The 25,064-nt window shown below is 73.2% G+C and carries 25 protein-coding genes and 1 pseudogene; 13 read left to right on the top strand and 13 right to left on the bottom strand.

Going from position 1 to position 25,064, the window contains the following annotated elements; genetic code table 11:
- Nucleotides 1–45 precede the first annotated feature (45 nt).
- Nucleotides 46–600 carry an RNA 2',3'-cyclic phosphodiesterase gene (thpR, locus tag J7E94_RS05360; RefSeq protein ID WP_215012798.1) on the top strand — a complete coding sequence of 185 codons (555 nt, stop codon included), beginning with the start codon at nucleotides 46–48 and terminating at the stop codon, nucleotides 598–600.
- A gap of 166 nt (nucleotides 601–766) precedes the next feature.
- Here the strand turns inward: thpR and J7E94_RS05355 are convergent, their stop codons facing one another.
- Both J7E94_RS05355 and J7E94_RS05350 read right to left on the bottom strand, forming a co-directional pair.
- On the bottom strand, nucleotides 767–1,756 hold the full coding sequence (locus tag J7E94_RS05355; protein WP_215012797.1) for an aldo/keto reductase: 990 nt from the start codon (nucleotides 1,754–1,756) through the stop codon (nucleotides 767–769).
- Nucleotides 1,757–1,811: 55 nt separating this feature from the next.
- Nucleotides 1,812–2,495, bottom strand: a complete 684-nt coding sequence (locus tag J7E94_RS05350) for a GDSL-type esterase/lipase family protein (protein WP_215012796.1) — start codon at nucleotides 2,493–2,495, stop codon at nucleotides 1,812–1,814.
- A gap of 76 nt (nucleotides 2,496–2,571) precedes the next feature.
- Between J7E94_RS05350 and J7E94_RS05345 the strand changes: the two genes are divergently transcribed.
- Nucleotides 2,572–3,585 (top strand): WD40 repeat domain-containing protein, encoded by a 1,014-nt coding sequence (locus J7E94_RS05345; protein ID WP_215012794.1) that lies wholly within the window; start codon nucleotides 2,572–2,574, stop codon nucleotides 3,583–3,585.
- 428 nt (nucleotides 3,586–4,013) lie between these two features.
- Here J7E94_RS05345 and J7E94_RS05340 read toward each other — a convergent pair whose 3' ends face one another.
- The 3 genes from J7E94_RS05340 to J7E94_RS05330 all read right to left on the bottom strand — a co-directional run bounded on the left by J7E94_RS05340 (nucleotide 4,014) and on the right by J7E94_RS05330 (nucleotide 6,899).
- A complete protein-coding gene (locus J7E94_RS05340) occupies nucleotides 4,014–5,474 on the bottom strand; it encodes a flotillin family protein (RefSeq protein ID WP_251056174.1) in 1,461 nt (486 codons plus the stop codon).
- Between the two features lie 123 nt (nucleotides 5,475–5,597).
- Nucleotides 5,598–5,819: a hypothetical protein gene (locus J7E94_RS05335; protein WP_215012790.1), complete on the bottom strand. Its 222-nt coding sequence runs from the start codon at nucleotides 5,817–5,819 to the stop codon at nucleotides 5,598–5,600.
- Between the two features lie 147 nt (nucleotides 5,820–5,966).
- Nucleotides 5,967–6,899 carry a DUF3027 domain-containing protein gene (locus tag J7E94_RS05330; RefSeq protein WP_215012789.1) on the bottom strand — a complete coding sequence of 311 codons (933 nt, stop codon included), beginning with the start codon at nucleotides 6,897–6,899 and terminating at the stop codon, nucleotides 5,967–5,969.
- Nucleotides 6,900–7,225: 326 nt separating this feature from the next.
- On the opposite strand from J7E94_RS05330, the gene J7E94_RS05325 reads away from it, so the two are divergent.
- The 4 genes from J7E94_RS05325 (at nucleotide 7,226) to J7E94_RS05310 (ending at nucleotide 11,226) form a co-directional block, all read left to right on the top strand.
- Nucleotides 7,226–8,599: an MFS transporter gene (locus tag J7E94_RS05325; RefSeq protein WP_215012788.1), complete on the top strand. Its 1,374-nt coding sequence runs from the start codon at nucleotides 7,226–7,228 to the stop codon at nucleotides 8,597–8,599.
- Nucleotides 8,600–9,109: 510 nt separating this feature from the next.
- A complete protein-coding gene (locus J7E94_RS05320) occupies nucleotides 9,110–9,598 on the top strand; it encodes a DUF2771 domain-containing protein (protein WP_215012787.1) in 489 nt (162 codons plus the stop codon).
- Nucleotides 9,599–9,611: 13 nt separating this feature from the next.
- Nucleotides 9,612–10,343 carry a futalosine hydrolase gene (locus J7E94_RS05315; RefSeq protein ID WP_215012786.1) on the top strand — a complete coding sequence of 244 codons (732 nt, stop codon included), beginning with the start codon at nucleotides 9,612–9,614 and terminating at the stop codon, nucleotides 10,341–10,343.
- On the top strand, nucleotides 10,333–11,226 hold the full coding sequence (locus J7E94_RS05310) for a 1,4-dihydroxy-6-naphthoate synthase (RefSeq protein ID WP_215012785.1): 894 nt from the start codon (nucleotides 10,333–10,335) through the stop codon (nucleotides 11,224–11,226). The genes J7E94_RS05315 and J7E94_RS05310 overlap by 11 nt, the downstream gene beginning before the upstream one ends.
- Before the next feature lie 220 nt (nucleotides 11,227–11,446).
- Here the strand turns inward: J7E94_RS05310 and J7E94_RS35335 are convergent, their stop codons facing one another.
- From J7E94_RS35335 to J7E94_RS34215, 3 genes and pseudogenes are all read right to left on the bottom strand, one after another.
- Entirely contained in the window at nucleotides 11,447–11,830 is a 384-nt protein-coding gene (locus tag J7E94_RS35335; protein ID WP_215012862.1) for a cold-shock protein, read from the bottom strand.
- Nucleotides 11,831–12,117: 287 nt separating this feature from the next.
- Nucleotides 12,118–13,026, bottom strand: coding sequence for a zinc ribbon domain-containing protein (locus tag J7E94_RS34220; RefSeq protein ID WP_251056177.1), 909 nt, complete (start codon nucleotides 13,024–13,026; stop codon nucleotides 12,118–12,120).
- A gap of 381 nt (nucleotides 13,027–13,407) precedes the next feature.
- Nucleotides 13,408–13,710 (bottom strand): annotated as a pseudogene (locus tag J7E94_RS34215) (recombinase family protein); the annotation flags it as partial.
- Nucleotides 13,711–13,789: 79 nt separating this feature from the next.
- On the opposite strand from J7E94_RS34215, the gene J7E94_RS05295 reads away from it, so the two are divergent.
- Complete coding sequence (locus tag J7E94_RS05295) at nucleotides 13,790–14,056, top strand: hypothetical protein (RefSeq protein ID WP_215012783.1); 267 nt, start codon at nucleotides 13,790–13,792, stop codon at nucleotides 14,054–14,056.
- On the opposite strand, the gene J7E94_RS05290 is transcribed toward J7E94_RS05295, so the two are convergent.
- Nucleotides 14,053–14,697 (bottom strand): HAD family hydrolase, encoded by a 645-nt coding sequence (locus tag J7E94_RS05290; protein WP_215012781.1) that lies wholly within the window; start codon nucleotides 14,695–14,697, stop codon nucleotides 14,053–14,055. The two genes, J7E94_RS05295 and J7E94_RS05290, sit on opposite strands and share 4 nt — an antisense overlap.
- Before the next feature lie 232 nt (nucleotides 14,698–14,929).
- On the opposite strand from J7E94_RS05290, the gene J7E94_RS05285 reads away from it, so the two are divergent.
- Entirely contained in the window at nucleotides 14,930–15,442 is a 513-nt protein-coding gene (locus J7E94_RS05285; protein WP_215012779.1) for a SigE family RNA polymerase sigma factor, read from the top strand.
- Nucleotides 15,443–15,460: 18 nt separating this feature from the next.
- Nucleotides 15,461–16,276 (top strand): hypothetical protein, encoded by an 816-nt coding sequence (locus J7E94_RS05280; protein ID WP_215012777.1) that lies wholly within the window; start codon nucleotides 15,461–15,463, stop codon nucleotides 16,274–16,276.
- Nucleotide 16,277: 1 nt separating this feature from the next.
- Here J7E94_RS05280 and J7E94_RS05275 read toward each other — a convergent pair whose 3' ends face one another.
- Nucleotides 16,278–17,282 (bottom strand): hypothetical protein, encoded by a 1,005-nt coding sequence (locus J7E94_RS05275; protein ID WP_215012775.1) that lies wholly within the window; start codon nucleotides 17,280–17,282, stop codon nucleotides 16,278–16,280.
- 86 nt (nucleotides 17,283–17,368) lie between these two features.
- Here J7E94_RS05275 and J7E94_RS05270 point away from each other — a divergent pair, with 86 nt between their 5' ends.
- Entirely contained in the window at nucleotides 17,369–19,852 is a 2,484-nt protein-coding gene (locus J7E94_RS05270; RefSeq protein ID WP_215012772.1) for a helicase C-terminal domain-containing protein, read from the top strand.
- A 53-nt stretch (nucleotides 19,853–19,905) separates the two neighbouring features.
- Nucleotides 19,906–20,559, top strand: a complete 654-nt coding sequence (locus tag J7E94_RS05265; RefSeq protein ID WP_215012770.1) for a DUF4291 domain-containing protein — start codon at nucleotides 19,906–19,908, stop codon at nucleotides 20,557–20,559.
- On the opposite strand, the gene J7E94_RS05260 is transcribed toward J7E94_RS05265, so the two are convergent.
- Nucleotides 20,544–21,008 carry an N-acetyltransferase gene (locus J7E94_RS05260; protein ID WP_215012768.1) on the bottom strand — a complete coding sequence of 155 codons (465 nt, stop codon included), beginning with the start codon at nucleotides 21,006–21,008 and terminating at the stop codon, nucleotides 20,544–20,546. The genes J7E94_RS05265 and J7E94_RS05260 overlap by 16 nt on opposite strands.
- Nucleotides 21,005–21,580: a peroxiredoxin-like family protein gene (locus tag J7E94_RS05255; protein WP_215012766.1), complete on the bottom strand. Its 576-nt coding sequence runs from the start codon at nucleotides 21,578–21,580 to the stop codon at nucleotides 21,005–21,007. Before J7E94_RS05255 ends, J7E94_RS05260 begins: the two co-directional genes overlap by 4 nt.
- A 102-nt stretch (nucleotides 21,581–21,682) precedes the next feature.
- Between J7E94_RS05255 and J7E94_RS05250 the strand changes: the two genes are divergently transcribed.
- Both J7E94_RS05250 and J7E94_RS05245 read left to right on the top strand, forming a co-directional pair.
- Nucleotides 21,683–22,297: a TetR/AcrR family transcriptional regulator gene (locus tag J7E94_RS05250; protein ID WP_215012764.1), complete on the top strand. Its 615-nt coding sequence runs from the start codon at nucleotides 21,683–21,685 to the stop codon at nucleotides 22,295–22,297.
- A 139-nt stretch (nucleotides 22,298–22,436) separates the two neighbouring features.
- Nucleotides 22,437–24,080: a DNA repair helicase XPB gene (locus J7E94_RS05245; RefSeq protein WP_215012762.1), complete on the top strand. Its 1,644-nt coding sequence runs from the start codon at nucleotides 22,437–22,439 to the stop codon at nucleotides 24,078–24,080.
- Here the strand turns inward: J7E94_RS05245 and J7E94_RS05240 are convergent.
- A complete protein-coding gene (locus J7E94_RS05240) occupies nucleotides 24,046–24,783 on the bottom strand; it encodes a glycosyltransferase family 87 protein (RefSeq protein WP_215012760.1) in 738 nt (245 codons plus the stop codon). The two genes, J7E94_RS05245 and J7E94_RS05240, sit on opposite strands and share 35 nt — an antisense overlap.
- Nucleotides 24,784–25,064: the final 281 nt, after the last annotated feature.

Raw genomic sequence — 25,064 nt, 5'->3', positions numbered from 1 at the left:
GCGAGGGGGACTGCTCGCGGGCGGCGGCGCCGCTAGGCTCGGGGGATGAGACTGTTCGCCGCCGTTCTGCCGCCCGAGGCGGCCGTGGCCGAGTTGCGGGAAGCGGTGCGGCCGCTGCGGGACGACCGGTTGACGTGGGCCGCGGAGGCCGCCTGGCACTTCACGCTCGCCTTCATGGGCGAGGTACGGGACGACGTGCTCCCCGAACTCCACACCCGGCTCGCCCGCGCCGCCCACCACACCGCCCCCTTCACGCTGCGCCTGCACGGCTCCGGGCACTTCGGGGAACGCGCCCTGTGGACCGGGGCCGCCGGGGACCTCCCCGCCCTGCGGATGCTCGCCGAGCGGGCCGACGCCGCCGCCCGGCGGGCCGGGGTGCCGATGGACCAGCACCGCCGGTACACCCCGCACGTCACCCTGGCCCGCAGCCACGACGCCTCCACCCACCTGCGCCCGTACCTGGAGGCCCTCGCCGGCTTCGAGGGCACGCCCTGGCAGGTCGGCACGCTCAGCCTCGTCCGCAGCCACCTGCCCGTCAGCGGTGTGCCCCGCGAACAGCCCCGCTACGAGACCGTCGGGTCCTGGCCCCTGGAGGGCTGAGGGGGCGGTGCTCGGGTGTCCGGCGGCCGCGTTAGGCTCGACGGGTGGATCCCAAGACCAGAAACCGTGTGATGGCCGGTGTGCTCGTGCTGATGTTCGTCGTCGTGGCCGTGGCGGCCGCCGTCGGGCAGTAGGCGGCCGCCGCTAGCCGCTCACCGCTAGCCGCTCACCAGGCGAAGGCCTCCGGGGACGGTCCCGGACCGGGGAAGATCTCGTCCAGGGCCGTCAGCAGCTCGTCGCCCAGCTCCAGCTCCAAGGCCCGCAGCGCGCTCTCCAACTGCTCGGCCGTGCGCGGCCCGACGATCGGGCCGGTCACCCCGGGCCGGGTCAGCAGCCAGGCCAGCGCGGTCTCTCCCGGCTCCAGGCCGTGCTTGTCCAGCAGGTCCTCGTACGCCTGCACCTGCGCCCGTACCGCACTGTTGGCCAGCGCGTCCGCGGACCGGCCCTCGGCCCGGCGGCCGCCCGCGGTCTCCTTCCTGATGACCCCGCCGAGCAGGCCGCCGTGGAGCGGGGACCAGGGGATGACCCCGAGGCCGTACTCCTGGGCGGCCGGGATGACCTCCATCTCCGCGCGCCGCTCGGCCAGGTTGTAGAGGCACTGCTCGCTGACGAGGCCGACGCCGCCGCGCCGGGCGGCCGCCTCGTTGGCCTGGGCGATCTTGTAGCCGGGGAAGTTGGAGGATCCGGCGTAGAGGATCTTGCCCTGCTGGATGAGTACGTCGACGGCCTGCCAGATCTCCTCGAAGGGGGTCCGGCGGTCGATGTGGTGGAACTGGTAGACGTCGATGTGGTCGGTGTGGAGCCGCTTGAGGCTCGCCTCGACGGCCCGTCGGATGTTCAGCGCCGAGAGCCGGTCGTCGTTGGGCCAGGTCTCGCCCTCGCGGGACATGGAGCCGTAGACCTTCGTCGCGAGCACGGTCTTGTCGCGGCGGCCGCCGCCCTGGGCGAACCAGGTGCCGATGATCTCCTCGGTGCGGCCCTTGTTCTCGCCCCACCCGTAGACGTTGGCGGTGTCGAAGAAGTTCAGGCCCGCGCCGAGCGCGGCATCCATGATCGAGTGGCTGGTGGGTTCGTCGGTCTGCGGACCGAAGTTCATCGTGCCGAGGACGAGTCGGCTGACCTTGAGTCCGGTGCGTCCGAGCTGCGTGTACTTCATGGGCCCCAAGCCAACTGCTTCGAGTGCACTCGAAGCAAGAGCCTCCTGCCGGTCGTCACCGGCGGCGGTAGGGCCCGCCGATCCCCCACGCCTGGTGCAGGACCGCGGCGAACTCCCCCGCCAGCCGGTGCTCGCCGGAGGCGTTGGGGTGGGTGCCGTCGTAGGTGTCCTGGTGGATGTCGTACGCGTCCGGGCGCGCGGCCAGCAGGATCGGCGAGGCGGCGGTCGTCAGGTCGGCGACTGCCTTCGCCAGCAGTTCGTTGAACCGGGCCACCTCGGCCGCGAAGGGGGCGTCCTCCTCGGCCCGGACGTTCGGGATGACGGGGAGGAGGACCATCCGGACGGCCGGGCGGGCCTCCCTCGCGGCCGCGATGAAACGGCGGGCGTTGGCGGCGGTCTCGTCGGCGGCGGTGTAGAAGCCGAGGTCTATCAGGCCGAGGGAGACGAGCAGGACGTCGGCCCGGCCCGCGCGGGCGGCGGGGCCGATGAGGGGGGCCATGTGCTGCCAGCCCTCGCCCCAGCCCGCCAGGTGCCGGCGGGCGTCCGGCGGGAAGCCGGGGTCGGCGTAGGCGTGGCTGGTGGGCGCGTCCGCGGAGGTGTCGTACAGCTCGCTGCGCGGGCCGACGATCTCGTAGGGGCCGCCGGGGGTGGAGTTCAGGTGCTGCCACATCCGATAGCGCCAGGTGTAGTCGCCGGCGCGTCCGATGGTCATGGAGTCACCGACGAACATGAAACGCATCCGGTCATCATCGCGGATGACGCGACAGGCACCGTTGTGATGCCGGACACGCCGCACGGGCTGGCAGGCTGGGGGGATGCGCCTGCTGCCGTCCTCCGCCGCCCTTGCCGCCGGCCCCGCCGCCGTGCTTGCCGCCGTCCTCGTCGTCCTGTCGCCGGAGGGAGCGGCCTTCGCGGCCGGGGCGCCGGCGCCCGCGGCCTCGTCCTTCACCATCACCGACCCGCGGATCAAGGAGTCGAGCGGGCTGGCGGCCAGCCGGATCCACCCGGGGGTCTACTGGACGCACAACGACAGCGACGACGGCCCGTACGTGTACGCGGTGGACTCGGCGACGGGCAAGACGGTGGCCCGGGTGACGCTGACGGGGATCGGAAAGCCGCGGGACATCGAGGCGATCTCGCTGGGGCCGGACGGACAGCTGTACGTCGGGGACATCGGCGACAACCGGGACGGCACCTGGGACCACGTCTGGATCTACCGCTTCCCGGAGCCGAAGGAACTGGCCGATGCCACCATCAAGGCGGTGCAGTTCACGGTGCGGTACGCCGACGGGCCGCGGAATGCGGAGGCGTTGATGGTGCATCCGGTGACGGGGCGGGTGTACATCGCGAGCAAGAACGAGAGCAAGGGCGGGCTGTACGAGGGCCCTGAGCAGCTTTCGGCGTCCGGGGCGAACGTGTTCCGGCGGGTCGCGGACGTGCCGTGGGTGACGGACGGGGCGTTCTCGCCGGACGGGAGCCGGCTGACGCTGCGGGGGTACTTCACGGCCCGTACGTACGGGTGGAAGGACGGGCGGCCGGAGGGGGAAGGCGAGCGGGTGGACGCGCCGTGGCAGGGGCAGGCGGAGTCGGTGACGTACGCGGCGGACGGGTCGGCGCTGATGTTCGGCGCGGAGGGCGAGGCGAGCCCGGTCATCGCGGTCCCGCTGACCCCGCAGGGCGCGACCTCGGCGGCCCCGCAGCCGGGCGCTCCGGCCGCGGTCGCGCCGGGCGGGGAGGGGAGCTTTACGAAGGGGGCGCTTGTTCTGGCGGGGGGGTTGGCACTGGTGGTCGTCGCCAGGCGACTGTTCCGCCGCCGGACCCCGAAGTAGCCCGGCCCGCCCGCCCGCCCCCAGCACCCGGGACTCCGCCCGGCCCCCGCTCCGCAGCAACCTGCGGCCCGCGTCCTGGGGCTCCGCCCCAGACCCCGCGCCTCAAACGCCGGCGAGGCTGAATGTGCCCGGCGAAGCCGGCTGTCTGCGGCTCAAAGCCCGGGGCTCCGCCCCGCACCCCGCTCCTCAAACGCCGGAGGGGCTGGATGTGGCTGCTGCCGTCCGCCTGGCTGGGGCAATTCCAGCCTCGCCGGCGTTGAGGAGCGGGATCCGGGGCGGAGCCCCGGCAGCGGCGCCGCACCCTCCACACCGCAAAGGGCCGGAGGGGTTGGTGCGGCTGCTGCCCGCACGGCAACTTCAGCCCCGCCGGCGATTGAGGCGCGGGGTCCGGGGCTGAGCCCCGGCAACGGCGCCACGCCGGGTAGGGGTTACTCCTCGCGGATGGGGATGCGGCCGTTCGCCGTGCCGCCGGCAGGGGCGGCGGCGGGGGGCGGGGACATCGTGGAGAGGAGCTGGCGGGCCAGGCCGAGGCCCGTGCCGCCCATCGTCAGCGCCTTCGCGAACATCTCCGACATGCCCTCCGCCCCGTTCAGCAGGATCATGTGCTCCACGTTCCCGAACGCACCCGCACCCGCCTCCACGATCGCCGGCCAGTTCTCGGCCAGCTGCTGCGCGACCACTGCCTCCTGGTTCTCCGCCAGCGCCGCCGCCCGGGCCTTGATCGCTTCCGCCTCCGCGAGACCCTTCGCCTTCGCCGACTCGGCCGCCGCCAGGCCCTTCGCCTGCGTCGCCGCCGCCTCCGCCTCGCCCGTCGCCCGGGTCGCGGTCGCCGCCGCCAGGCCACGGGCCTCCGTGGCCTTCGCGTCGGCCGCCGCCGCCGTCGTCACCCGCGTCGCCTCGGCGGCAGCCGCCAGTTCCGTCTCCTTCGCCTTCGCCTGCGCCGCCGAGATCCGCGCGTCGCGCTCCGCCTCCGCCCGGGTCCGGGTCTCATAGGCCGCCGCGTCCGCCGGCTTGCGTACGTCCGCCTGGAGCTGCTGCTCGCGCCGGTGCGCCTCCAGCTCCGCGACCCGGGTCTCCTGGACCACGACCTCCTGGCGGGCAGCGGCTTCGGAGAGCGGGCCCGCCTGCCGGGCGGTCGCCGCCGCCTTGTCCCGTTCCGCCTGGTAGCCGGCCTGGAGGATCTCGCTGTCGCGCGTCGCCTCCGCCATCCGCGCCGAGGCGGCCTGCTCGGCCTCCGTCGCCAGCCGGTTTGCCTCCGCCTGCGCGATCCGCGCGTCCCGCTGCACCGCGGCCGCGTGCGGCATCGCCAGGTTCTTGATGTAGCCGGTCGGGTCCTCGATCTCGTGGATCTGGAGCGAGTCGACGATCAGGCCGAGCTTCTCCATCTCCGTACCGCACGCCATCCGGGTCTGCCCGGTCAGCTTCTCCCGGTCGCGGATCATGTCCTCGACCGTCAATCCACCCACGATGGACCGCAGATGGCCGGCGAAGACGATGTGCACCCGCTCGGGCATCATCTTCTGCTGGTCCAGGAAGCGGCGCGCCGCGTTGGCTATGGAGACGAGGTCGTCGCCGACCTTGAAGATCACCACGCCCTTGACGCGCAGCGGGATGCCCTGGTGCGTGACGCAGTCCACCGACAGCTGGGTCTCGTTGAGGTCCAGGGACAGTTTGCGCACCGCCTGTACGCCCGGCAGTACGAGCGTCCCGCGCCCGGTGACGATCCGGAACCCCATGCCCTCGCCGATGCCCTCGGTCTTGTGCGCGGACCCGGAGATGACGAGTGCCTCATTCGGTTCGGCCACCCGCCACATGAGCTTGAACAGGCCGATCAAAGCCACGATTGCGGCGAGAACGATTCCCGCCACGACGCCGATAGTCACCGGCAACGCCCCCTTATCGCGGTGCCGTTCGACACCGCCGAGGGCGAGTGTGCGCCTGTACCGGCCCCCGGGAGAAGTGGCCGGATCAGTCTTGTCGCCATCTTGATACGGACGCCCCGCCGGTCAGGGTCAGTTGTCGTAGGCGGCCATCACGTACACCGTGCGCGGCGGCAGGTACTCGACCACCGTCACCACCGTCCCGACGGCCAGCCGTCCGGTCCCCGCGACCGGGTGCGCGAGGAAGTGCTCGGCCCCGCCGCGGATCCGGACGATGACCTCGCCGACGAGTCCCGGGCCGACCGTCCCGGTCACCCGGCCGGTCATTCCCACCATGTCCGTGTCGTCCCCCATGGGCCGAGCGTACGCGCTCTGCGGGCCGGTGTACGGGGGTGCGCCGGCGATCCCGTCCCCGGCCAGCCATCCGCACCACACCCCAGCCCCGCCGGCGCTTGAGGCGCGGGGGCCGGGCCGGGGGCGGAGGCAGGGCAGCGGGGGCGGCTACGAGTGGCCGAGGTCCTCCGCCGGGAGGTCCGAGACGGGGACGGAGCCCGTGTCCGGGGTCTGGACGGCGGGGCGCAGGGGGAAGTCGTCCGAGGCCATCGAATCGAGGACCGGCGGGGCCGGCCGCAGCGGCTTCGGCATGACCGCGGCCTCCGAGTGGCCTCCGCAGCCGTACGACAGGGACACCAGCCGGCCGTCGGCCGGCGAGAACTCGTTCGCGCAGACACCGAAGGCCTGGCCGAGCGAGCCGCCGATCGCGACCAGGAAGCCGCACGACACGCACGACGCCGGCGCCGCCTGGGCCATCGGGGTCTTCGCGCCGAAGGAGTCGTCCCAGCGGTCGGCCGCGCTGTGCAGCCCGTAGCGGGAGAGCACCCGCCTGCGCCGCATGCCCAGTTCCTCGGCGACTGAGGTGATGGAGCCGCGCGCCGGGACGACCACGCGGTCGGTGACGTCGGCGTCCTCCGCCTCGACCAGTTCGGCCATCTCCTCGGAGACCACCGAGTTCGGCGGCGGCGCGTCCTCGTCCGACCAGCCCGGCTCCAGCCGCAGGTCGTCGGCGTCGGTGGGCAGCAGGTCGCCGGGGCCCATGTCGCCGGGGCGCAGCCGCTCGCTCCACGGCACCCACTCGGGGGCCAGGAGGGCGTCCTCGCCGGGCAGCAGCACCGTTTCGTCGAGGGTGACGTTCTTCGCGCGGGAGGCGCGGGTCACGGTGACGGCCCAGCGCCAGCCCCGGTAGCCCGGTTCCTTGGCCTCGAAGAAATGGGTGACGACCCGGTCGCCCTCCGCCACGGCGGAGACGTGCTCGCCCACCACGCCGGGGAAGGCGGCCTCCTCGGCCGCCGCTCGGGCGAGTTCTACCGCCTCGGCGCACAGGCGGTCGGGGGCGGGGGTACGCGGGGTACGGCTTCGCGTCGTCGCAGCACTCACTGGTCTCGTTCTCTCCTACGCCGTCTCACGAGTGCGCCGTCCGTACTGTCGTCCACAACGACCCGCCGGTGCTGTCCGTACGAAGCGCGGGCGGAGCGGACCAGAGGGCCGCGTCGACGTCCGCACCCGATCGGACTCCGGGCGCACCTACCTGCTATCCATTCTGCGGGATCGCGAAGAGGCGCGCGGCCAAGAGCAACCGCCGGTGGCGCGCTACGCACGCTACCTCCTCCGGCGCCCTGGGCCCACATGCAAGGTCCGATTCGCGGACAAGCGGGCGGGCCGCGACGCGCCGGGAGGGGTCCCGGAGGGCCCGGTGGGGCAGTATGGCGAGTGTGGCACCCGTACGGTCGTCCGCCGGCGGCTCGGGACCGGCCAAGCGGGCCGGCCGGGCCCTGGGGCGTGCCCTGCACCTGCCCATCACCGGCACGGCGCGCGGGATCCGGCGGGCGACGCACGCGCACGGGGCCGGTGAGTCGGGCCTCGGCAGACTGATCGAGCTGCACGCCATCAACGGCGCCGGCGATGTGATGATCACGGTGGCGCTGGCCTCGACGGTGTTCTTCTCCGTTCCGACGGACGAGGCGCGGGGCCGGGTGGCCCTGTACCTGGCGATCACGATGGCCCCCTTCACCCTGCTGGCCCCGGTGATCGGTCCGCTGCTGGACCGGCTGCCGCACGGGCGGCGGGCCGCGATGGCGGCCGCGATGCTGGCCCGGGCGCTGCTGGCGCTGATGATGTCGGGCGCGGTGGCCTCGGGCGGGCTGGAGCTGTATCCGGCGGCGCTGGGTGTGCTGGTCGCCTCGAAGGCGTACGGGGTCGTGCGCAGCGCGGTGGTCCCGCGGCTGCTCCCGCCCAAGTTCTCACTCGTCAAGGCGAACTCCCGGGTCACGCTGGCCGGCCTGCTGGCCACGGGCGCGGCGGCGCCGTTGGGGGCCGCCCTGCACACGATCGGTCCGCCGTGGCCGCTGTACGGGGCCTGCGCGATCTTCATCTGGGGGACCTTCGCGGCGTTCTCGCTGCCGCACAAGGTGGACGAGGCGAAGGGCGAGCGCCGGGCCCGGCTGTCGACGCACGAGGCGCACTCGCGGCGGCCGGGACTGCGTACGGTGACGCCGTCGGTGCTGTGCGGGCTGCTGGCGAACGCCTCAATGCGCGGGCTGTCCGGGTTCCTGATCTTCTTCCTGGCGTTCCTGCTGCGGGAGCATCCCCTGTCGGGGCAGAGCGCGGCCGTGTCGCTGGGCATCGTGGCGGTCTCGGCGGGCGTGGGGAACGCGTGCGGGACGGCGGTGGGGGCGTGGCTGCGGGCGCGGGCGCCGGAGGGGATCATCGCGGCGGTCCTGTGCCTGACGCTGGCGGCGGCGCTGTTCGCGGCGGTCTTCTTCAGCGGGTTCCTGATGGCGGTGCTGGGTGCCACGGCGGGCTTCTGCCAGGCCCTCGCGAAGCTCTCGCTGGACGCGATGATCCAGCGGGACATTCCCGAGGCGGTCCGGACCTCGGCGTTCGCCCGTTCGGAGACGCTGCTTCAGGTGGCGTGGGTGCTGGGCGGCGCGATCGGCATCGCACTGCCGCTGAACGGGGTCCTGGGCATGTCGGTCGCGGCGGCCACGGTCGCGCTGGGCGTGACGATGGCCATCCGCGGCGTCGTCACGGGCCCGCGCCACCAGCAGCAGGGCACGTCCCGCCCCCGCGTGGCGTAACCGCCACGCCGCTGCCCCCGCCGACCCCGGGTGCGGCGCACCAACACGGCTCCGCCACGCCCGGGCGAGCCGGCCGCCCCGCCCCGCCCGGCACTCCCTCCCGCACCCGCGCCTCAATCGCCGGCGGGCTGCATGGTGCAACGGGCCCGGCCCGAACTCGGCGGCTCCGCCCCAGGACGCCCTCAAACGCCGGGCAGGCTGCAATTGCGCTCCGCGCAACCAGCCCCACCACATCCAGCCCCGCGGGTAGGCCCGCCCCACCCCGGCCATATCCAGCCCCACCGCCGCCTGAGGCGCGGGGGCCGTATCCAGCCCCGCCGGCGTTTGAGGCGCGGGGTCCGGGGCGGAGCCCCGGTCTTTGAGCCGCACGGGCCCACTCGGCCGCACCCCATCCAGCCCCGTCGGCGATGGGAGCGGAGGGCCGCGGCGTCGGCAGGCGGCGCCGCGCCGCAGGCCGGGGGTGGGACCCCGTGCTGCGGCGCGGGCGACGGGCCCGATAGCCTTCGGCTCATGACCGCACCGCTTTTCTCGGGTAGGGCCCGCCGCAGCGTCGCGGCCCTCGGAGCCGTGTCCGCCGGCCTCCTCCTCCTCTCGGCCTGCGACAAGCCGACACCTCTGGCGACCGTGACGGTCGGCAGCTCCTCGGTGTCCGTCGAAGCCGCCTGCCACGGCGGCAAGGAGCCGCTCTCCATGGACAAGGTCCAGGAGTGCCTCACCAACCTCAAGGGCGCCAAGACCGTCGAGTACGCCCGCGGCGACACCCTGCGCCTCGGGGTCGAGCCCGACGTCGTCGAAGACGGCAAGAAGTGGCAGGCGGTCCTGGACGGCCAGCCCATCACCGAGCCGTCCGAGAACACCTACCGCAGCTTCCCCGGCGCCGACGTCTTCGCGACCGGCGGTCAGGGCGAGGCCCCGGCCTCCAAGAAGCTCGCCTTCGTCCAGGTCGCCGAGGACGGCAAGCCGCTCTCCGTCTGGACCTTCAACCTCAAGCTCAAGTAGCCGGACGGCACCGGTGCGCGCGCTCGTCGTGACCGCGGTGGCGGCGGAGGCAGACTCCGTCGTCAGCGGCCTGACCGGTCACACCCCTCATCCGGACCTCCCCGGTCCCGAGCCGCGCACCCTGCCCGGGGGCTACCCGATCACCCGGCGGGACCTCCCCGGCATCGCCTTCGACGTGGTCGTCGCGGGCGTCGGGCCGGCCGCGGCCGCAGCCGGCACCGCGACCGCACTCGCCTTGGGCGAGTACGGCCTCGTCGTCTCCGCGGGCATCGGCGGCGGGTTCCAGCCCGCCGCGCCGCCCGGCTCGCTCGTCGTGGCGGACGCGATCGTCGCCGCTGACCTGGGGGCCGAGACTCCCGACGGCTTCCTCGACGTACAGGCGCTCGGCTTCGGGCACAGCGTGCACCTGCCGCCCGCCGAGCTGGCCGCCCGCGCCGCCGAGGCGACCGGGGCGCTGCTCGCGCCCGTGCTCACCGTCTCCACCGTCACCGGCACTGCCGCCGGCACGGCCCGGCTCGCCGCCCGGCACCCGCTGGCCGGGGCCGAGGCCATGGAGGGCTTCGGGGTCGCGGAGGCGGCCGCCGCGCACGGGCTGCCCGTACTGGAGATCCGCGCCGTGTCCAACGCCGTGGGCCCGCGTGACCGTGCCGCCTGGCGGATCGGGGACGCGCTCGCCGCCCTCGCCGACGGCTTCCGCGCGCTGGGGCCCGTACTCGCGAACTGGGGAGAACGCCATGACCGGTAAGGCCGGCAACGCCGTGCAGATCGCCTACTCGCCCTGCCCGAACGACACCTTCGTCTTCGACGCCTGGGCGCACGGCCGCGTCCCCGGCGCGCCCGCCCTCGACGTCACCTTCGCCGACATCGACCTCACCAACGGCATGGCCGAGCGGTGCGAGCTGGACGTGCTGAAGGTGTCGTACGCCGTCCTCCCGTGGGTGTTGGAGCAGTACGCGCTGCTCCCCTGCGGCGGGGCCCTGGGGCGTGGCTGCGGACCGCTTGTGCTTGTGAAAGATCCCAGCCTGACCCGCGAGCCGGGCGTGGAGGGGATGGAGGGCGTGGACCTGGCCGGCAAGACCGTCGCCGTGCCGAGCGAACGCTCCACCGCCTACCTGCTGTTCCGGCTGTGGGCGGCGGACGTGCTGCCCGACGGCGTCGGCAAGGTGGTCGTGCTGCCGTTCAACGAGATCATGCCGGCGGTGCGCGACGGCCGGGTGGACGCCGGACTGGTCATCCACGAGGCCCGGTTCACCTATCAGGACTACGGGCTGCACTGCCTGGCCGACATGGGCGAGCACTGGGAGTCCACGACCGGGCTGCCGATCCCGCTGGGCGCGATCATCGCCAAGCGCTCGCTGGGCGAGGAGCGGCTGCGCGAACTCGCCGCGTGCGCCCGTACGTCGGTCCTGATGGCCTGGGAGGACCCGGAGGTCTCGCGCCCGTACGTACGCGCTCACGCGCAGGAGCTGGACCCGGCCGTCGCCGACCAGCACATCGGGCTCTACGTCAACGAGTTCACCGCCGACCTCGGCGAGGCCGGGTACGCGGCCGTGCGCGGGCTGCTGACGCGGGCCGCGGCCGAGGGTCTGGTACCGGCCATTGCCTCGGGAGCGCTGAACTTCCCCTAGTGCTGTGGCCGGCAAGGTTTGCCGGGGCGCGGCGTCCGGTGCGGTGCATCGCAAGGCGGAGGGCCGCGGCTCGTACTGGACGTACACGCGCGGTCCGACAACGCGGCGAGGTGCCGTGCCGGACGTCGCGACCCGGTGAACCTTTCCGGTCACAGCACTAGCCGTGGGACGGCTGTGCCCCGCCGCTCTTTCGAGGGGCGGGGCACAGGTCGCGCGAGGATCAGACGTCGAGCTGGTCGGCCACCGCGCGCAGCAGTCCGGCGATCTTCGTGCCGTGCACCTTGTCGGGGTAACGGCCCCGCTCCAGCATCGGCGTGATGTTCTCGAGCAGCGTCGTGAGGTCCTGCACGATCGAGGCCAGCTCGTCGGGCTTGCGGCGCTGCGCCGCCGCGACGGACGGCGCCGGGTCCAGGACCGTTAGGGAAAGCGCCTGGTCACCGCGCTGGCCGGCGACGACACCGAACTCGACGCGCTGGCCGGGCTTGAGGGAGTCGACCCCGGCAGGGAGCACCGACGAGTGGACGAAGACGTCGCCGCCGTCGTCGCGGGAGAGAAAGCCGAAGCCCTTCTCACTGTTGAACCACTTGACCTTGCCGGTAGGCAAAGCACGCACCCCATTCCACCAGTCAGCCGAACCACTGTCGTTGCAGGTCAGGCTATCTAGCGCTTGCTCGCCTGCCGTGCCGCCTGGAAGCCTCCCCAGCTCTGTACCCCCCGTCAAGCCGGTCCATCCATGTCAGCCACCGAGAGTGGCCGACTTCGATCGCCGCGCGCTCGGGGACGGGAGAGGCACGCACATCACAGCACATACAGAGGAGGTACCGACACCCCGTTCACCTGGACATACAAGGAACCCCCCGACACATTCACCGCGTCGGGGGTTGCAAGTGATCAACTAGCGGTCCGCTCGGCCTCCTCGCGCTCCTTCTTGTAGTTGTCCAGGCACTGTTGGAGTGTCTTGGGCAGCGCGATCGCCCCGTAGGTCTTGACCAGGATCTCGCGTGCCTCGGGGTTCTTGAGGAGGTGCGGGGATGCCCAGTGCTGGGGGACGTTCCAGCCGTGCCAGAGCCAGTCCACCTGTTCCGGCATGACGAGCTTCTGCTCCTCCGCGATCCTGCCGATCTCGCCGAGGTCGAGCACGGCCCCGGAGCGGTTCCCTCGCACCATGTCCGGCAGGCAGTCACGCCAGACCCACATGGTCACCTTGTACTCGTTGAGGAAGGCTCGGCGGTCGTCCTGGTCCTTCTCCGCCCAGACCTCGCCGTACCGGCGGCCGGTCGCCTTGATCTCGGGGTTCTTGCGCTCATTCTCCTGCTTCTTGAGATTCTGCACCTTCCCGGACAGGGACTTGTGCATCCGCCAGTAGGACTCCTCCTGGCCTTCGCCGTCGTACTTCCCTGCGAGGAAGTCGGCTTCCAGTTTGGTGAGCCGGGCCTCAGCCGCTTCGAGTTCCTTCTTGTTCGAGGGGCCGGCGCCCGCCCGTTCGTACTGCTCCCACTGCCCAACACTGTTGATGACAATGTCCTCGGCGACCTGGTCCAGCTCCTCACACTCGATGTAGGCGCCCTTCTTGCAGGAGCCGCCGCGGAATCGGCTGGTGCACCGATAGAAGTACTTCGACGGAGATCGGGTGCCGTCCTTCCGCTTGGCACCGGATGTCGAGACTCGGGCCAGCGGGGCGCCGCATTCTCCGCACTTGGCGATTCCGGCGAGGAGGCTCTTGGCTGCTCGGGTCTCGGGCTCGCCATCGTTCTTCCCGTGCGGGGCGATGCTCTCGACCAGGTCGAACCACTCGTTCATTTCAGCGTGGGGCTGGTCCGGCATGATGTACGGCTCACCGTCGTCATCGAGGACGGCCTCGCCCTTGTACGTATAGATGCCGGGGAACCAGTTGGATCGCACCATCTTGTTGATGATGGTGGCCTGCCACATGACGCCCTTCGGCTCCAGGCCCTTCAGCACCCGCTGGTGATCACTCCACGTGAGGATGCCCTTCTCGTTGAACTCCTTGGCGATCTTGTGGGTGGTCTGCCGCTTCTCGCTGATCCGCTTCTTGATGTCTTCGATGACATCCCAGTAGGTCTCATCTCGCGCGAGAACCTTCCGGCGTTCACCCTCGACGGAGATGATCTTGTATCCGGCTGGAGGTGCACCCACGAGCCAGGACTTGTTTTCGAGGCGGGCCTGAACGCCGCTGAGGATGCGGGCCTGGATGGTGTCCCATTCGGCTTCGGCGAAGACGGCGGTGATCTGGGCCATCATCTTTCCGGGGCCGGTGGAAAGATCGAAGCCCTCTTCGACGCAAACGATGAACTTGCCGTTGTCCTGGCACCACTTCAGCAGCTCGTTGAAGTGGAGGGCTCGACGAGTGAAGCGGTCGAGTTTGGAGGCGATGAGCACGTCGAACTCGCCGTAGCGGTGGTTGAGCCAACGGCCGAGCTTGGGTCGCTTGAAGGGGGAGAGGCCGCCGGACACATCAGTGTCCTCGGCGGGGGCCGTGTGACAAGACGTTCCCCGGCCCCACGCCGTCGGCTGCTTGAGGCAGGGGAACTACCCTGGTGAGGTGACTGTTACTCCTCATTCCGACGAAGCGCGGCCCGGCGACGCATTGGTCCGGACCGGCGGCATCGTGTTCATCGCGGGCGCCGTGGCCACGCTCGTGACGATGGCCCCGCTGTTCCTGGACATGGACCCGTTCCCGTCGTACGCATGGGCCGTGTGCATGCTGATGGGCGTCGGCTTCGCCATCTCCGCGGCGGGCGTGCTCCGCTCGGCCGCGGCGCAGCGGCGCGAGGCCCGGGCCTCACAGGCCCAGGCCTCACAGGCCTAGGCTTCGGCCGGCTGGGCGCTCCGGGCCGGCTGCTGCTCCGCTACGTACCGCGCGAGCCACTGCGGCAGCTCGGTGAGGTCACTCAGCACCACATCGGCGCCCGCCTCCCGCAGTTCCCGCTCGGGGCACGGGCCCGTCGGCACCACCACCGACAGCGCGCCCGCCGTGCGGGCCCCGCGGACGTCGCCGACGTGGTCGCCGACGTAGACCTGGGCCCCGTACTCGCGTAGCGCACCGGCCTTGGCCTCCGCCCAGAGCCAGCCGATGACCGCGTCCGGCTCGATGCCCAGGTGCTTCAGGTGCAGGCGGGCGTTGGGCTCGTGCTTGGCGGTGACGACGATCGCGCGGCCGCCGAGCGCCCGGACCGCCTCGATCGCCTCGCGCGCGCCCGGCATCGCCGGGGTCGGCTCGATGGCGTATGCGGGATAGATCTCCCGGTAGCGGTCCGCCCTGGCGGGGATCTCGGCCTCCGGGAACCAGTACGCCAGCTCCTGGTCCAGCGGCGGCCCGATCCGCGTGACCGCCGCGTCGGCGTCGATGAACGTACCCGTCTCGGCCGACAGGGCCTGGAGGGCGGCCTTGATGCCCGGCCGGGAGTCGATGAGGGTCATGTCGAGGTCGAAGCCGACGGTGAGGTTCATACGGCCATTGTGCCGAGGCGGGTGGCCCGCCGTATCCGTGTGCGCCGCCGCTGCCGGGGGCCAGCCCCCGGACCCCCGTGCCTCAAACGCCCGCGGGGCTGGAATTGCCCCGCGGGCAATCCAGCCCCGCCGGCGTTTGAACACGGGCAGGGCGGTTGGATTTCGGGGTCAACCTTTTGGGGTCGGGGGGACTCAGGACAGGGGTGAGAGACACATGTGAAGGGGAGGCAAAATGCCGCCAGGCACCGCGATTGACTCCGGGCACGACTTCGAGGCCTTTGCCCGCGCCAGTCAGCGCAAGCTCTACCGGACCGCGTACCTGCTCTGCGGCAACGCCGACGGCGCGCGCGATCTGACTCAGACCACGCTCGCGAAGCTGTTCCAGCACTGGCGGCGGGTCTCCGCCGCCGACCATCCCGACGCGTACGCCAGAACCGTGCTCACCCGCACTTTCCTCGCCGAGCGGCGACGCCGGCTGCGGGACCTGCTGGCGCACACGAAGGCCGGGCCGCCGCCCCCGCCCGAGCACGCCGAGCTGCGCGTCACCCTGCTCGCCGCACTGGCCGAACTGCCGCCGCGGGCCCGGGCCATGGTCGTCCTGCGCTACTGGGACGACCTGAGCGTCACGACCGTCGCCGAACTGCTGCGCTGCAGCGAGGGGACGGTCAAGAGCCAGTGCTCGCGCGCCCTCGCCAAGCTGCGCACACAGCTCGGCGAGGTCCACCTCTACGCCACCGAGAACTGACCGAAGGAGACAGAGCTCATGGGTATCGACGAAGACCTCGTCCGGGACGCGATGGAGCGGACGACCACGGACCTGCCCCCGCTGCCGGACCTGGCGGGCGCGGCCCGCGCCCAGGGCCGGCGCCGCAAGGCCCGCGCCCGGGCGGCGATGGGCGGTGCGGTGCTGGCCGTCGCCGCGCTCGGCGTCGCCGGGGGCCTCGCCCTGCCGGGCGGCGGCGGCGCGGACGGCGCCCAGGGCGCGGCCGGCGTGGGGGTGGCCGCGGCGCCCCCGGACGCCGCGAAGCCGCAGCCGCCCGTCCACTTGGAACCGACGCCCGGCGAGACGCCGATGTCCGCCCTGCCGCCCGCCGAGCGCGCACGGCAGGAGAACTTCCAGAACCAGGCCGTCGGCGTGCTCCAGGGTCTGCTGCCCGAGGCACTCGGCACCCTGCAGCGGACCGATCTCCACGTGTATCTCTACCAGGCCGCCAAGGACGGCAAGACGTTCACCGTCGTCTTCTCGGTACGGCCCTCGGGGTCGGGCGCGGCGGACAAGCCATGCCTCGAGATCAAGGGCCAGACCTGCGCGAAGGCCACCCTGCCCGACGGCACCGAGGTCCACGCGGCGACCGCGCCGGTCAACTCCGGCACCGTCACCGAGTCCCGGGTCTTCTTCCACTACGGCAACAGCGACGTCCGGCTGACCGTCAACCCGCACGACGCCTCGAACACCTCGGCGCCCGTCACCAAGGAGCAGCTGCTGGAGGTCGCCAAGGCGCCCGCCTTCCTCGACCTGGTCAAGGACGCCGACCGTCAGCCGGTGCAGGAGAAGCAGAAGACCGTTCCCCTCGGCTGAGTCAGCGCCGGCGGGCCCGCCACACCAGGTAGAGCACGGAGGCCAGCGCGGCGCCCCGCAGCAGCCACGGCCACATCCCGTGCAGGACCCCGCTCAGCTGGTCCTCGGCGAGGGACTCGCCCCACTTGCCGTTCATCCGGCCCCACAGCCACACCACCGCCCCCGCGAGGACCACGCCCGGCGGGCCGAGGACGGCCCACTTGCGCTCGGCGGGCCGCAGCACGCGGGAGGCGTACGGAAGGAGCCAGCCGACGACGAGCAGCAGCCAGTAGCCGGTGACCACGCCGACGACGAGGACGGCCGCGGCCAGCAACAGGAAGGCGTTCGGCCGGAGCCGGGGGGCGGCGGCCGCCTCCGGGGCTGCCGCCCCGGCCTCCGCCGCCGCCGCCTTCTTCGCACGCCGCCGCTCGCGCAGGAACCGTACGAGGGTCCGCCCGCGCCCCTCCGCCGGGCCGGGCGGCGGCGTCGCCGGCTCGGCGGTCTCCTCCTGCGGGCCCTCCTTGAACAGGTCCGGGATCTCGATGCCGCCCGCGAAGCCCTCGACCTGCGGGCCCGCCCCGTAAGCGGCCGGGGTCACCCGCCACCAGTCGGGCTCCTCCCCGCCGGAGGGGCCGAGTTCGTCGAGCCCGGCCAGGTGCGGCGGCACGTTCCGCGGCTCCGCCGCAGGGCGCGGCGGGGGCACCTGCTTGCGGCGCAGCAGGCCGGGAGCCCGCTGGGCGGGTACCACGGCGGGCGGTTCGGGCACCGCGGCGCGGGCACGGGCGGGCTCCGACGCCGAAAGGGTGCCGAGCGTGTCCAGGACCTCCTCCGGCGTGCCGATCCGCTCCAGGATGCGGCGCACGGCCGCCGGGGTCTCCGGCTCGTACCGGGCGCGCCGACGGTCGATCTCGTCCCGCAGCCCCGCCACCAGCCGCATGCGGTCGCCGGAGGGCAGCTGCCGCTGCTGCGCCAAGTCCCCTACGCGGCTCAGATATTCGTAGACCAGATGGTCGCTTTCGATCCCCATACCCCGGCTCCTCCCGTACCGCCTCCGGGAAAGGTAGCGCGTGCGCCCGTGGAGCTGCCGTGGGCGCAGCGGATACCGTTGGCCGGATGGGAACCGGCCGACTGACCGGCCGACGCGACCAGGAGGCGACTGTGCCCGAGGCAAGAACCGCGGGGGGATCCGGCGGAAACGGAGCCCCGCGCTCCCTCGCCGAGGCGCTGCGCGCCCGCGACGACGCGGCGCTCGCCGCCCTGTTGCGCGCCCGCCCCGACCTGCTCAATCCGGTGCCCGGCGATGTCACCCAGCTGGCCACGCGCGCCGGGACCCGGGCCTCGGTGGTGCGCGCGCTGGAGCGCCTGGACCGGTTCGCGCTGCAGACCGCCGAGGCGCTGGCGGTGGCCCCGGACCCGTGCCCGTACGAGGTGCTGGAGTCCCTGCTGACCGGCGAGGAGGGCACCACCGGAGAGGACAACGGGGCCCGCGCCGCGCTCCCCCGGGCCCTGGGCACCCTGCGCGACCAGGCCCTGGTGTGGGGCGGCGAGGACCGGCTGCGCCTGGTGCGCACCGCCCGCGAGCTGCTCGCGCCGTCCGCCCAGCGGCCCTCGGCGACCGGCCTGGGGCCCACGGTCGCCGAGGCCACGGCCGGGATGTCGCCGACCCGGATCCAGGAGATCGTGGCGGCCGTCGGGCTGCCGGCCACCCATGACCCGGTGTCCGCGGTGAACGCGCTGACCGGGCTGTTCACCGACCCGGAGCGGATGTCCGCCCTGCTCGACGAGGCCCCGGCGGAGGCCCACCAGGTGCTGGGGCGGCTCGTGTGGGGGCCGCCGTACGGGGAGGTGACCCCGAATCCGACCCCGCCGGTGCGCTGGCTGCGCGACCACGGGCTGCTGCTGCCGGCCTCCGCGCGGACCGTCGTACTGCCCCGCGAGGTGGCCCTGCACCTGCGCGGCGGCCTCGCCCACCGGGACACCGCTCCCGTGCCCCCGCCCGTGCCGGCGCACCGCGAGCACCGTCCACAGCTTGTGGACGCGAACGCCGCCGGGCAGGCGCTGGCCGCGCTGTCCACCATCGAGGAGCTGGTGAAGTCCTGGGAGCACACCGGTCCGCCGGTGCTGCGCGCGGGCGGGCTGTCCGTACGGGACCTGAAGCGGACCGCGGCCACCCTGGACACCCCCGAGCAGTCGGCGGCGTTCTGGATCGAACTGGCCTACGCGGCCGGGCTGCTGGCCGGTGACGGCGAGGTGGACGAGCGGTACTCGCCCACTCCCGCCTTCGACGACTGGTGCGAACTGCCGCCCGCCGAGCGGTGGTCGGTGCTGGCGTCGGCCTGGCTGCCCGCCACCCGTACCGCCGGTTTGGCCGGCGAGCAGGACGCCAAGGGCCGCACCCTCTCGGTGCTCGGCCCCGAACTCGACCGCTCCGCCGCCCCCGAGGTGCGCCGCCGTGTCCTGGAACTCCTCGCGGACCTGTCCGAGGGAGCCTCCCCCGACCCGGACGCCCTGCTGGACCGGCTCGCGTGGGAGCGCCCCGTACGCAATGCGAGCGATCTGCGGGCCCGCCTCGCGCACTGGACGCTGACCGATGCGGAGGTCCTCGGCGTCACCGGCCGGGGCGCGCTGAGCACCTTCGGCCGCGCCCTGCTGGAGCACCGCGACCCCGCGCCGCTGCTGGCGCCGCTGCTGCCGGAGCCGGTGGACCACGTCCTGCTCCAGGCCGACTTGACGGCCGTGGCCCCCGGCCCGCTGCGCCGCCCGCTCGGAGACACCCTGGCGGTGCTGGCCGACGTGGAGTCCAAGGGCGGGGCGACGGTGTACCGCTTCACGCCCGGGTCGGTGCGCCGGGCTCTGGACGCCGGGCACGCCGCCGCCGACCTGCATGCCTTCCTCAAGGAGCACAGCCGCACGCCGGTCCCGCAGCCGCTGGCCTACCTGATCGACGACGTCGCCCGGCGGCACGGGCACCTGCGGGTCGGCGCGGCCTCGTCGTACGTGCGCTGCGACGACGACGCCATGCTGGGCGAGATCCTGGCCGACAAGCGCTCGGCCGGCCTGCAGCTCCGCCGCCTCGCGCCGACCGTGCTGGCGGCGCAGGCCGAACCCACCGCCCTGCTGGAGGGGTTGCGGGCGATGGGCTACGCGCCGGCCGCGGAGTCCCTGACCGGCGACGTGCTGGTGGCCCGGGCCGACGCCCACCGCACCCCGCCCCGCTCGGCGCCCGTACCGGTGCCGGACGGGCCGCCGGTGCCGGACGAGACGCTGCTGGGGGCGGCCGTACGGGCCATCCGCGCGGGCGACCTGGCGGCGACGGCGGTACGCAAGGAGCCCGCTTCGGCCGCGGTCGTCCCGGGCGAACTCCCGCGTACGAGCGCGGCGGAAACCCTCGCGACGGTGCAGGCGGCCGCGCTGACGGGGTCGGCGGTGTGGATCGGCTACGTGAACGCGGACGGCGCGGCGAGCCAGCGGGTCATCGCCCCGGTGCGGGTGGAGGGCGGCTTCGTCACGGGCTACGACCACACGGCGGACGAGGTGCGGACGTACGCGCTGCACCGGATCACGGGCGTCGCGGAGCTGGCGGACGACCAGGTCTGAGCCGGGTACAAAAGCGGTGGCCGGGCGGGGCCCCGGCCCCGCACCCTGAACCCATGTCCGACGTAACGACCGCACTGAACGTACCGACCGCACCGCCCGCGCCGAGCGCACCGCCCGCGCCGAGCGCGGCGAACCGCCGGATCCGCGCGGCGCACACCGACACCACGATCACCGTCTACCAGGCGTACTCCCCGTCCCTGGGGCTGCCGGCGGCCCGCGACGGGCGCTTCCCGCCCGCCTGGAAGCGGGAGCGGATGACATGGATCAAACCGTCGTTCCTGTGGATGATGTACCGCTGCGGCTGGGCCTCCAAGCCCGACCAGGAGACGGTACTGGCGATCGAGATCAGCCGGTCCGGCTTCGACGAGGCGCTCCGCGGGGCCTGCCTGTCCCACTACGAGCCCGGGGTGCACGCGGACCGCGAGGCCTGGCAGCAGTCGCTGCGCGGGACGTCGGCCCGCGTCCAGTGGGACCCCGAGCGGGACCTGCACCTGAACCCGCTGCCGTACCGCTCGCTCCAGCTGGGCCTGTCGGGCCGGTCCTCCCGCGCGTACGCCGACGAGTGGACGCTCGCCATCCGCGACGTGACCCCGCTGGCCCGGGAGATCCACGGGCTGCTGCGCGCCGGGGAGGAGGACGCGGCGCGCGCCCTCCTCCCGGTCGAGACCCCGTATGCGTCAGGGCCGTTGCCTCACCTGGGCGCGTAGTCGATCCGCTCGGCGTCGAAGGGCCACACCTCGCGCAGCCAGCGGCTCACGGTTTCGTACAGCGGCACGTCGAGGTGGGCCCGGTCGGCCCGCACCCAGGAGCTGACGTGGACGCGGTCGGGCTGCTCCTTGGCGGGATAGACGTACAGGCACCCGATGACCTCCGCCTCTCCCTCCAGCACGCTGTACGTGAAGCCGCGCCGCTCGGCGAAGTCCTCCGCGTGGCGCACCAGATCGGCCAGATTCGCCTCGGCGGACATCCCCTCCAGGGGCGGCCAGTCCCGCCCGAAGCCGGGTGTGGCCCGGATGTGCCCGATGCTGCCGCTCCATGCGGCGAGGTCCCGCTCGTTGTGCTCGGCCCCGAGCGGCTCCAGCCGGAAACCGTCGCCGGCCAAGTTCTTGGGCGCCTCGAAGCCGTCGGGCACGAAGCGCTGCTGATCATCGCTCATGCCCCGACCGTACCTGCCCGCTTCGCGAGCTTCAGCAGCTTTTCCACCGGCCACTGGTCGTCCACGTGCTCCCCGTACCCGGCGGCCAGCACCCGCCCGTCCGGCGCGATCAGGAAGTCCGCCGGCAGCCCCAGGCGCCCGCCGTCCTGGACGCGCGCCGGCGTCTTCGCCCGCCCCCGCAGCAGCTCGACCGCGGCGACGGCGAGCGCGCGCAGTACGGGCCACCAGGCACGCGGGCTGAGCAGGGACCGGTAGGACGACTCGACGCCGAATTCCGCGTACAACCGCTTGCCGGGGTCCGCGATCACCACGAACGGCAGGGCGGCCACGTGCTCGCGCAGCTCTTCGGCGGTCGAGTGGAAGACGACGACCTCGCGCACGCCGGCCGCCTCGATCTCCGCGTGCCGCCGCACGACCGAGCGCAGGTGCAGGTGGCAGACCGGGCAGCCGGCGAAGCGGCGGAACTGCAGGTGGACCAGGCGCCCTTCGGGATCGGGGACGGGGACGGCCGCGCCGTCCATGACGGCCGTGAGCGCGCGGGGCCGGACGACGGAACCGGTGCTGAGCTGCATGGGAGAACCCCTTCGGCAGGCGGTGAGCAGCAGGCGTGGGCAGGTGTTAAGCGTATGCCGTACACCTACAGCGTAGGCGTATGCCGTACGCTGTCAACCGCCATGCCACGCCCCCGCTCCCTCACCCCGGACCGACTGGCCGCCGCCGCCCTCGCCGTCATCGACCGCGACGGGCTCCCGGGCCTGTCCATGCGCGCCGTCGCCGTCGAACTGGGCATCAGCACCATGGCCTTGTACCGCTACGTGCAGGACCGCGAGGAGCTCGAAGCCCTCGTCGTCGAGCTCGTCCTCAGCGCCATCGACAGCACACCGCCGCCCGCCGGCCCGTGGCGTGACCGGGTCACGCTCCTCGTCGGCCGGCTGCGCGACACGGTCGGCGCGCACCCCGCCGTCCTCCCGCTCACCTTCACCCACCGGCACCGCTCCCCCAGCGTGCTCCGGTGGGGCGAAGCCCTGCTCGGGGTCCTCACCGAGGCCGGGATCGAGCCCGAGGACCGGATCATCACCCTGCGTGCCGTGCTCGCGTACGTGATCGGCGCGATCCAGCAGGAGCACCTCGGCTCCCTCTCCGGCGCCGGCACCGCCGCGATCGCCGAACTCCCTGCGGACGAATTCCCGTACATGACCGAAGCCGCCCGCGGCGCCGGAACGCTCACCCCGGACCGCGAGTTCCACGGCGGCCTGACCGGCCTCCTGCGGGGTCTGGGATCGCGCTAGGGGGGCCGCCGGACACCCCCTGGGCCCCGGCCTGCCGCCCCCGCGCAGCGAGAAGCTCTCCGCCCGCGCGGCGATGCGGCAGACTGGAGGTTTGGCCGTCCGCGCCCGGGCGGTCACCCCACGCCGGAAAGGGACGTGTGTGAACGGGCCTCTCATCGTCCAGAGCGACAAGACCCTCCTTCTCGAGGTCGACCACGAGCTCTCCGGAGCCGCGCGGCGCGCCATCGCCCCCTTCGCCGAGCTGGAGCGCGCTCCCGAGCACATCCACACCTACCGGATCACCCCGCTCGGCCTGTGGAACGCCCGGGCCGCCGGGCACGACGCCGAGCAGGTCGTCGACGCGCTCGTCGAGTACTCCCGCTACCCCGTCCCGCACGCGCTGCTCGTCGACGTCGCCGAGACCATGGCCCGCTACGGCCGCCTCACCCTCTCCAAGCACCCCGTGCACGGCCTGGTCCTGACCAGCACCGACCGGCCCGTGCTGGAGGAGATCCTGCGCTCCAAGCGGATCGCCCCCCTCGTCGGGGCGCGGCTCGACCCCGACACCGTGGCCGTGCACCCCTCCGAGCGCGGTCAGATCAAACAGACGCTGCTCAAGCTGGGCTGGCCCGCCGAGGACCTTGCCGGGTACGTCGACGGCGAGGCGCACCCGATCGACCTGGCCGAGAACGGCTGGGCGCTGCGCCCGTACCAGCAGCAGGCCGTCGAGGGCTTCTGGCACGGCGGCTCGGGTGTGGTCGTGCTGCCCTGCGGCGCCGGAAAGACGCTGGTCGGCGCCGGGGCCATGGCGATGGCCAAGGCGACGACGCTGATCCTGGTCACGAACACCGTCTCGGCCCGCCAGTGGAAGCACGAGCTGGTCAAGCGGACCTCGCTGACGGAGGAGGAGATCGGCGAGTACTCCGGCACCCGCAAGGAGATCCGCCCCGTCACGATCGCCACGTACCAGGTACTGACGACGAAGCGGAAGGGCGTCTACCCGCACCTGGAGCTCTTCGACTCCCGCGACTGGGGCCTGATCGTCTACGACGAGGTGCACCTGCTGCCGGCGCCGGTCTTCAAGTTCACCGCCGACCTCCAGGCGCGGCGCCGCCTCGGCCTGACGGCCACCCTCGTACGGGAGGACGGGCGCGAGTCGGACGTCTTCTCCCTCATCGGGCCCAAGCGGTTCGACGCGCCGTGGAAGGAGATCGAGGCGCAGGGCTACATCGCCCCGGCGGACTGCGTCGAGGTCCGGGTCAACCTCACCGAGGCGGAGCGGCTGGCGTACGCGACCGCCGAGACGGAGGAGAAGTACCGCTTCTGCGCGACGACGGCGACGAAGCGGAAGGTGACGGAGGCGCTGGTGCGCAAGCACCAGGGCGAGCAGACACTCGTCATCGGGCAGTACATCGACCAGCTCGACGAGCTGGGCGAGCACCTGGACGCGCCCGTCATCAAGGGCGAGACCTCCAACGCGCAGCGCGAGAAGCTCTTCAACGCCTTCCGCGAGGGCGAGATCAGCGTGCTGGTCGTGTCGAAGGTCGCGAACTTCTCCATCGACCTGCCGGAGGCCACGGTCGCCATCCAGGTGTCGGGCACCTTCGGCTCCCGGCAGGAGGAGGCGCAGCGGCTGGGCCGCGTGCTGCGGCCGAAGGCGGACGGGCACGAGGCGCGGTTCTACTCGGTGGTCGCGCGCGACACCATCGACCAGGACTTCGCGGCGCACCGCCAGCGCTTCCTCGCCGAACAGGGTTACGCCTACCGGATCATGGACGCCGACGAGCTGCTGGCGAGCGACTGAGGAAGGCGAGCAGCGGGACGCACCACACCCACAGGTGCGGCCAGTGCAGGAGCAGGGCCCGGCCGGTGTCGGGGAAGTGCCGGGCCCAGAAGTCGGCGGAGGCCTGCGGGAGGACCAGCAGGCCGAGCAGGGCGGTGCCGGCGAAGGCGGCGAGGGCCGTCAGCCCGGCGCGGACGCGGCGGGTGAGCAGCAGGTACGGGATGAACAGCGCCGGGGTGAGGGTGATCCCGGCGGCGGTGCCGAGCGCGAAGCCCTTGCCGAGCGCGGCGGCCGGCCGGCCCAGGTCCCACACGGCCAGGCAGGCGAGGGCCAGGTTGACCTGCCCGGGGAGCGGGGCCTGGAAGAGGGGCTCCAGCCACAGCCCGCCGATGGTGGCGGCGAGCACGGGCCCGGGCCGGGCCCGGAGCCCTGCGAGGCGGCAGGACAGCAGGATGAGCAGGGCGAGCAGGCCGGCGTTGCCGAGGACGAGGACGGCCTTGAGCAGACCCGCCGGCAGCCAGGCGGCGGGCGTGAAGAGGATCGCCGCGAACGGCGGATACGCGGCGGGCGGCTGCCACTCGGCGGCGGAGAAACCCTGGACGAGGGCGTCGGCCATCGGCACGCGCAGAGCGATGCAGAGCACCCCCAGCACGAGCAACGACCCCGCGACCAGCGCACCGGTGAACGGCGACGGCGAGCGACCGGGAAGGGGACTGTGGGGCACGGGCGTGAATCTAGTGGATCAGCACCGCTGCGTATGCGCTGCGCGGCTGGCCGGTACATCGACTGGGCCGCCGGAGCCGATCCGATCCGCTGCCCGGCTCAGCGGCATCGCGACGTCCGCCGGACCTCGGAGCGGCTGCGGCCGGTGGCCTGGCGGGCCGAGGGCCTGGGGCCGGGGGCCGGCGGGCCGAGGGCCGGGGGCCGGGGGCCGAGGGCCGGGGGCCGGTGGCCTGGCGCGCCGGGCGGCCGGGCGGGCCTGGCGGGCCGGCGGCCGGGCGGGCC

The organism is Streptomyces sp. ISL-94 (assembly GCF_018614075.1).
GTDB lineage: Bacteria > Actinomycetota > Actinomycetes > Streptomycetales > Streptomycetaceae > Streptomyces.
This window is presented reverse-complemented; position numbering and strand designations above follow the sequence as displayed.

What these genes read in the sequence shown, in the direction of transcription:
- J7E94_RS05255 (WP_215012766.1), bottom strand. Translation starts at nt 21,580, where the DNA reads ATGCAGCTCAGCACCGGTTCCGTCGTCCGGCCCCGCGCGCTCACGGCC.
- J7E94_RS05345 (WP_215012794.1), top strand. Translation starts at nt 2,572, where the DNA reads ATGCGCCTGCTGCCGTCCTCCGCCGCCCTTGCCGCCGGCCCCGCCGCC.
- J7E94_RS05325 (WP_215012788.1), top strand. Translation starts at nt 7,226, where the DNA reads ATGGCGAGTGTGGCACCCGTACGGTCGTCCGCCGGCGGCTCGGGACCG.
- J7E94_RS05265 (WP_215012770.1), top strand. Translation starts at nt 19,906, where the DNA reads ATGTCCGACGTAACGACCGCACTGAACGTACCGACCGCACCGCCCGCG.
- J7E94_RS05335 (WP_215012790.1), bottom strand. Translation starts at nt 5,819, where the DNA reads ATGGGGGACGACACGGACATGGTGGGAATGACCGGCCGGGTGACCGGG.
- J7E94_RS05355 (WP_215012797.1), bottom strand. Translation starts at nt 1,756, where the DNA reads ATGAAGTACACGCAGCTCGGACGCACCGGACTCAAGGTCAGCCGACTC.
- J7E94_RS05320 (WP_215012787.1), top strand. Translation starts at nt 9,110, where the DNA reads ATGACCGCACCGCTTTTCTCGGGTAGGGCCCGCCGCAGCGTCGCGGCC.
- J7E94_RS05275 (WP_215012775.1), bottom strand. Translation starts at nt 17,282, where the DNA reads ATGGGGATCGAAAGCGACCATCTGGTCTACGAATATCTGAGCCGCGTA.
- J7E94_RS05285 (WP_215012779.1), top strand. Translation starts at nt 14,930, where the DNA reads ATGCCGCCAGGCACCGCGATTGACTCCGGGCACGACTTCGAGGCCTTT.
- J7E94_RS05290 (WP_215012781.1), bottom strand. Translation starts at nt 14,697, where the DNA reads ATGAACCTCACCGTCGGCTTCGACCTCGACATGACCCTCATCGACTCC.
- J7E94_RS05260 (WP_215012768.1), bottom strand. Translation starts at nt 21,008, where the DNA reads ATGAGCGATGATCAGCAGCGCTTCGTGCCCGACGGCTTCGAGGCGCCC.
- thpR (WP_215012798.1), top strand. Translation starts at nt 46, where the DNA reads ATGAGACTGTTCGCCGCCGTTCTGCCGCCCGAGGCGGCCGTGGCCGAG.
- J7E94_RS05270 (WP_215012772.1), top strand. Translation starts at nt 17,369, where the DNA reads ATGGGAACCGGCCGACTGACCGGCCGACGCGACCAGGAGGCGACTGTG.
- J7E94_RS05350 (WP_215012796.1), bottom strand. Translation starts at nt 2,495, where the DNA reads ATGCGTTTCATGTTCGTCGGTGACTCCATGACCATCGGACGCGCCGGC.
- J7E94_RS05280 (WP_215012777.1), top strand. Translation starts at nt 15,461, where the DNA reads ATGGGTATCGACGAAGACCTCGTCCGGGACGCGATGGAGCGGACGACC.
- J7E94_RS05250 (WP_215012764.1), top strand. Translation starts at nt 21,683, where the DNA reads ATGCCACGCCCCCGCTCCCTCACCCCGGACCGACTGGCCGCCGCCGCC.
- J7E94_RS05310 (WP_215012785.1), top strand. Translation starts at nt 10,333, where the DNA reads ATGACCGGTAAGGCCGGCAACGCCGTGCAGATCGCCTACTCGCCCTGC.
- J7E94_RS34220 (WP_251056177.1), bottom strand. Translation starts at nt 13,026, where the DNA reads ATGAACGAGTGGTTCGACCTGGTCGAGAGCATCGCCCCGCACGGGAAG.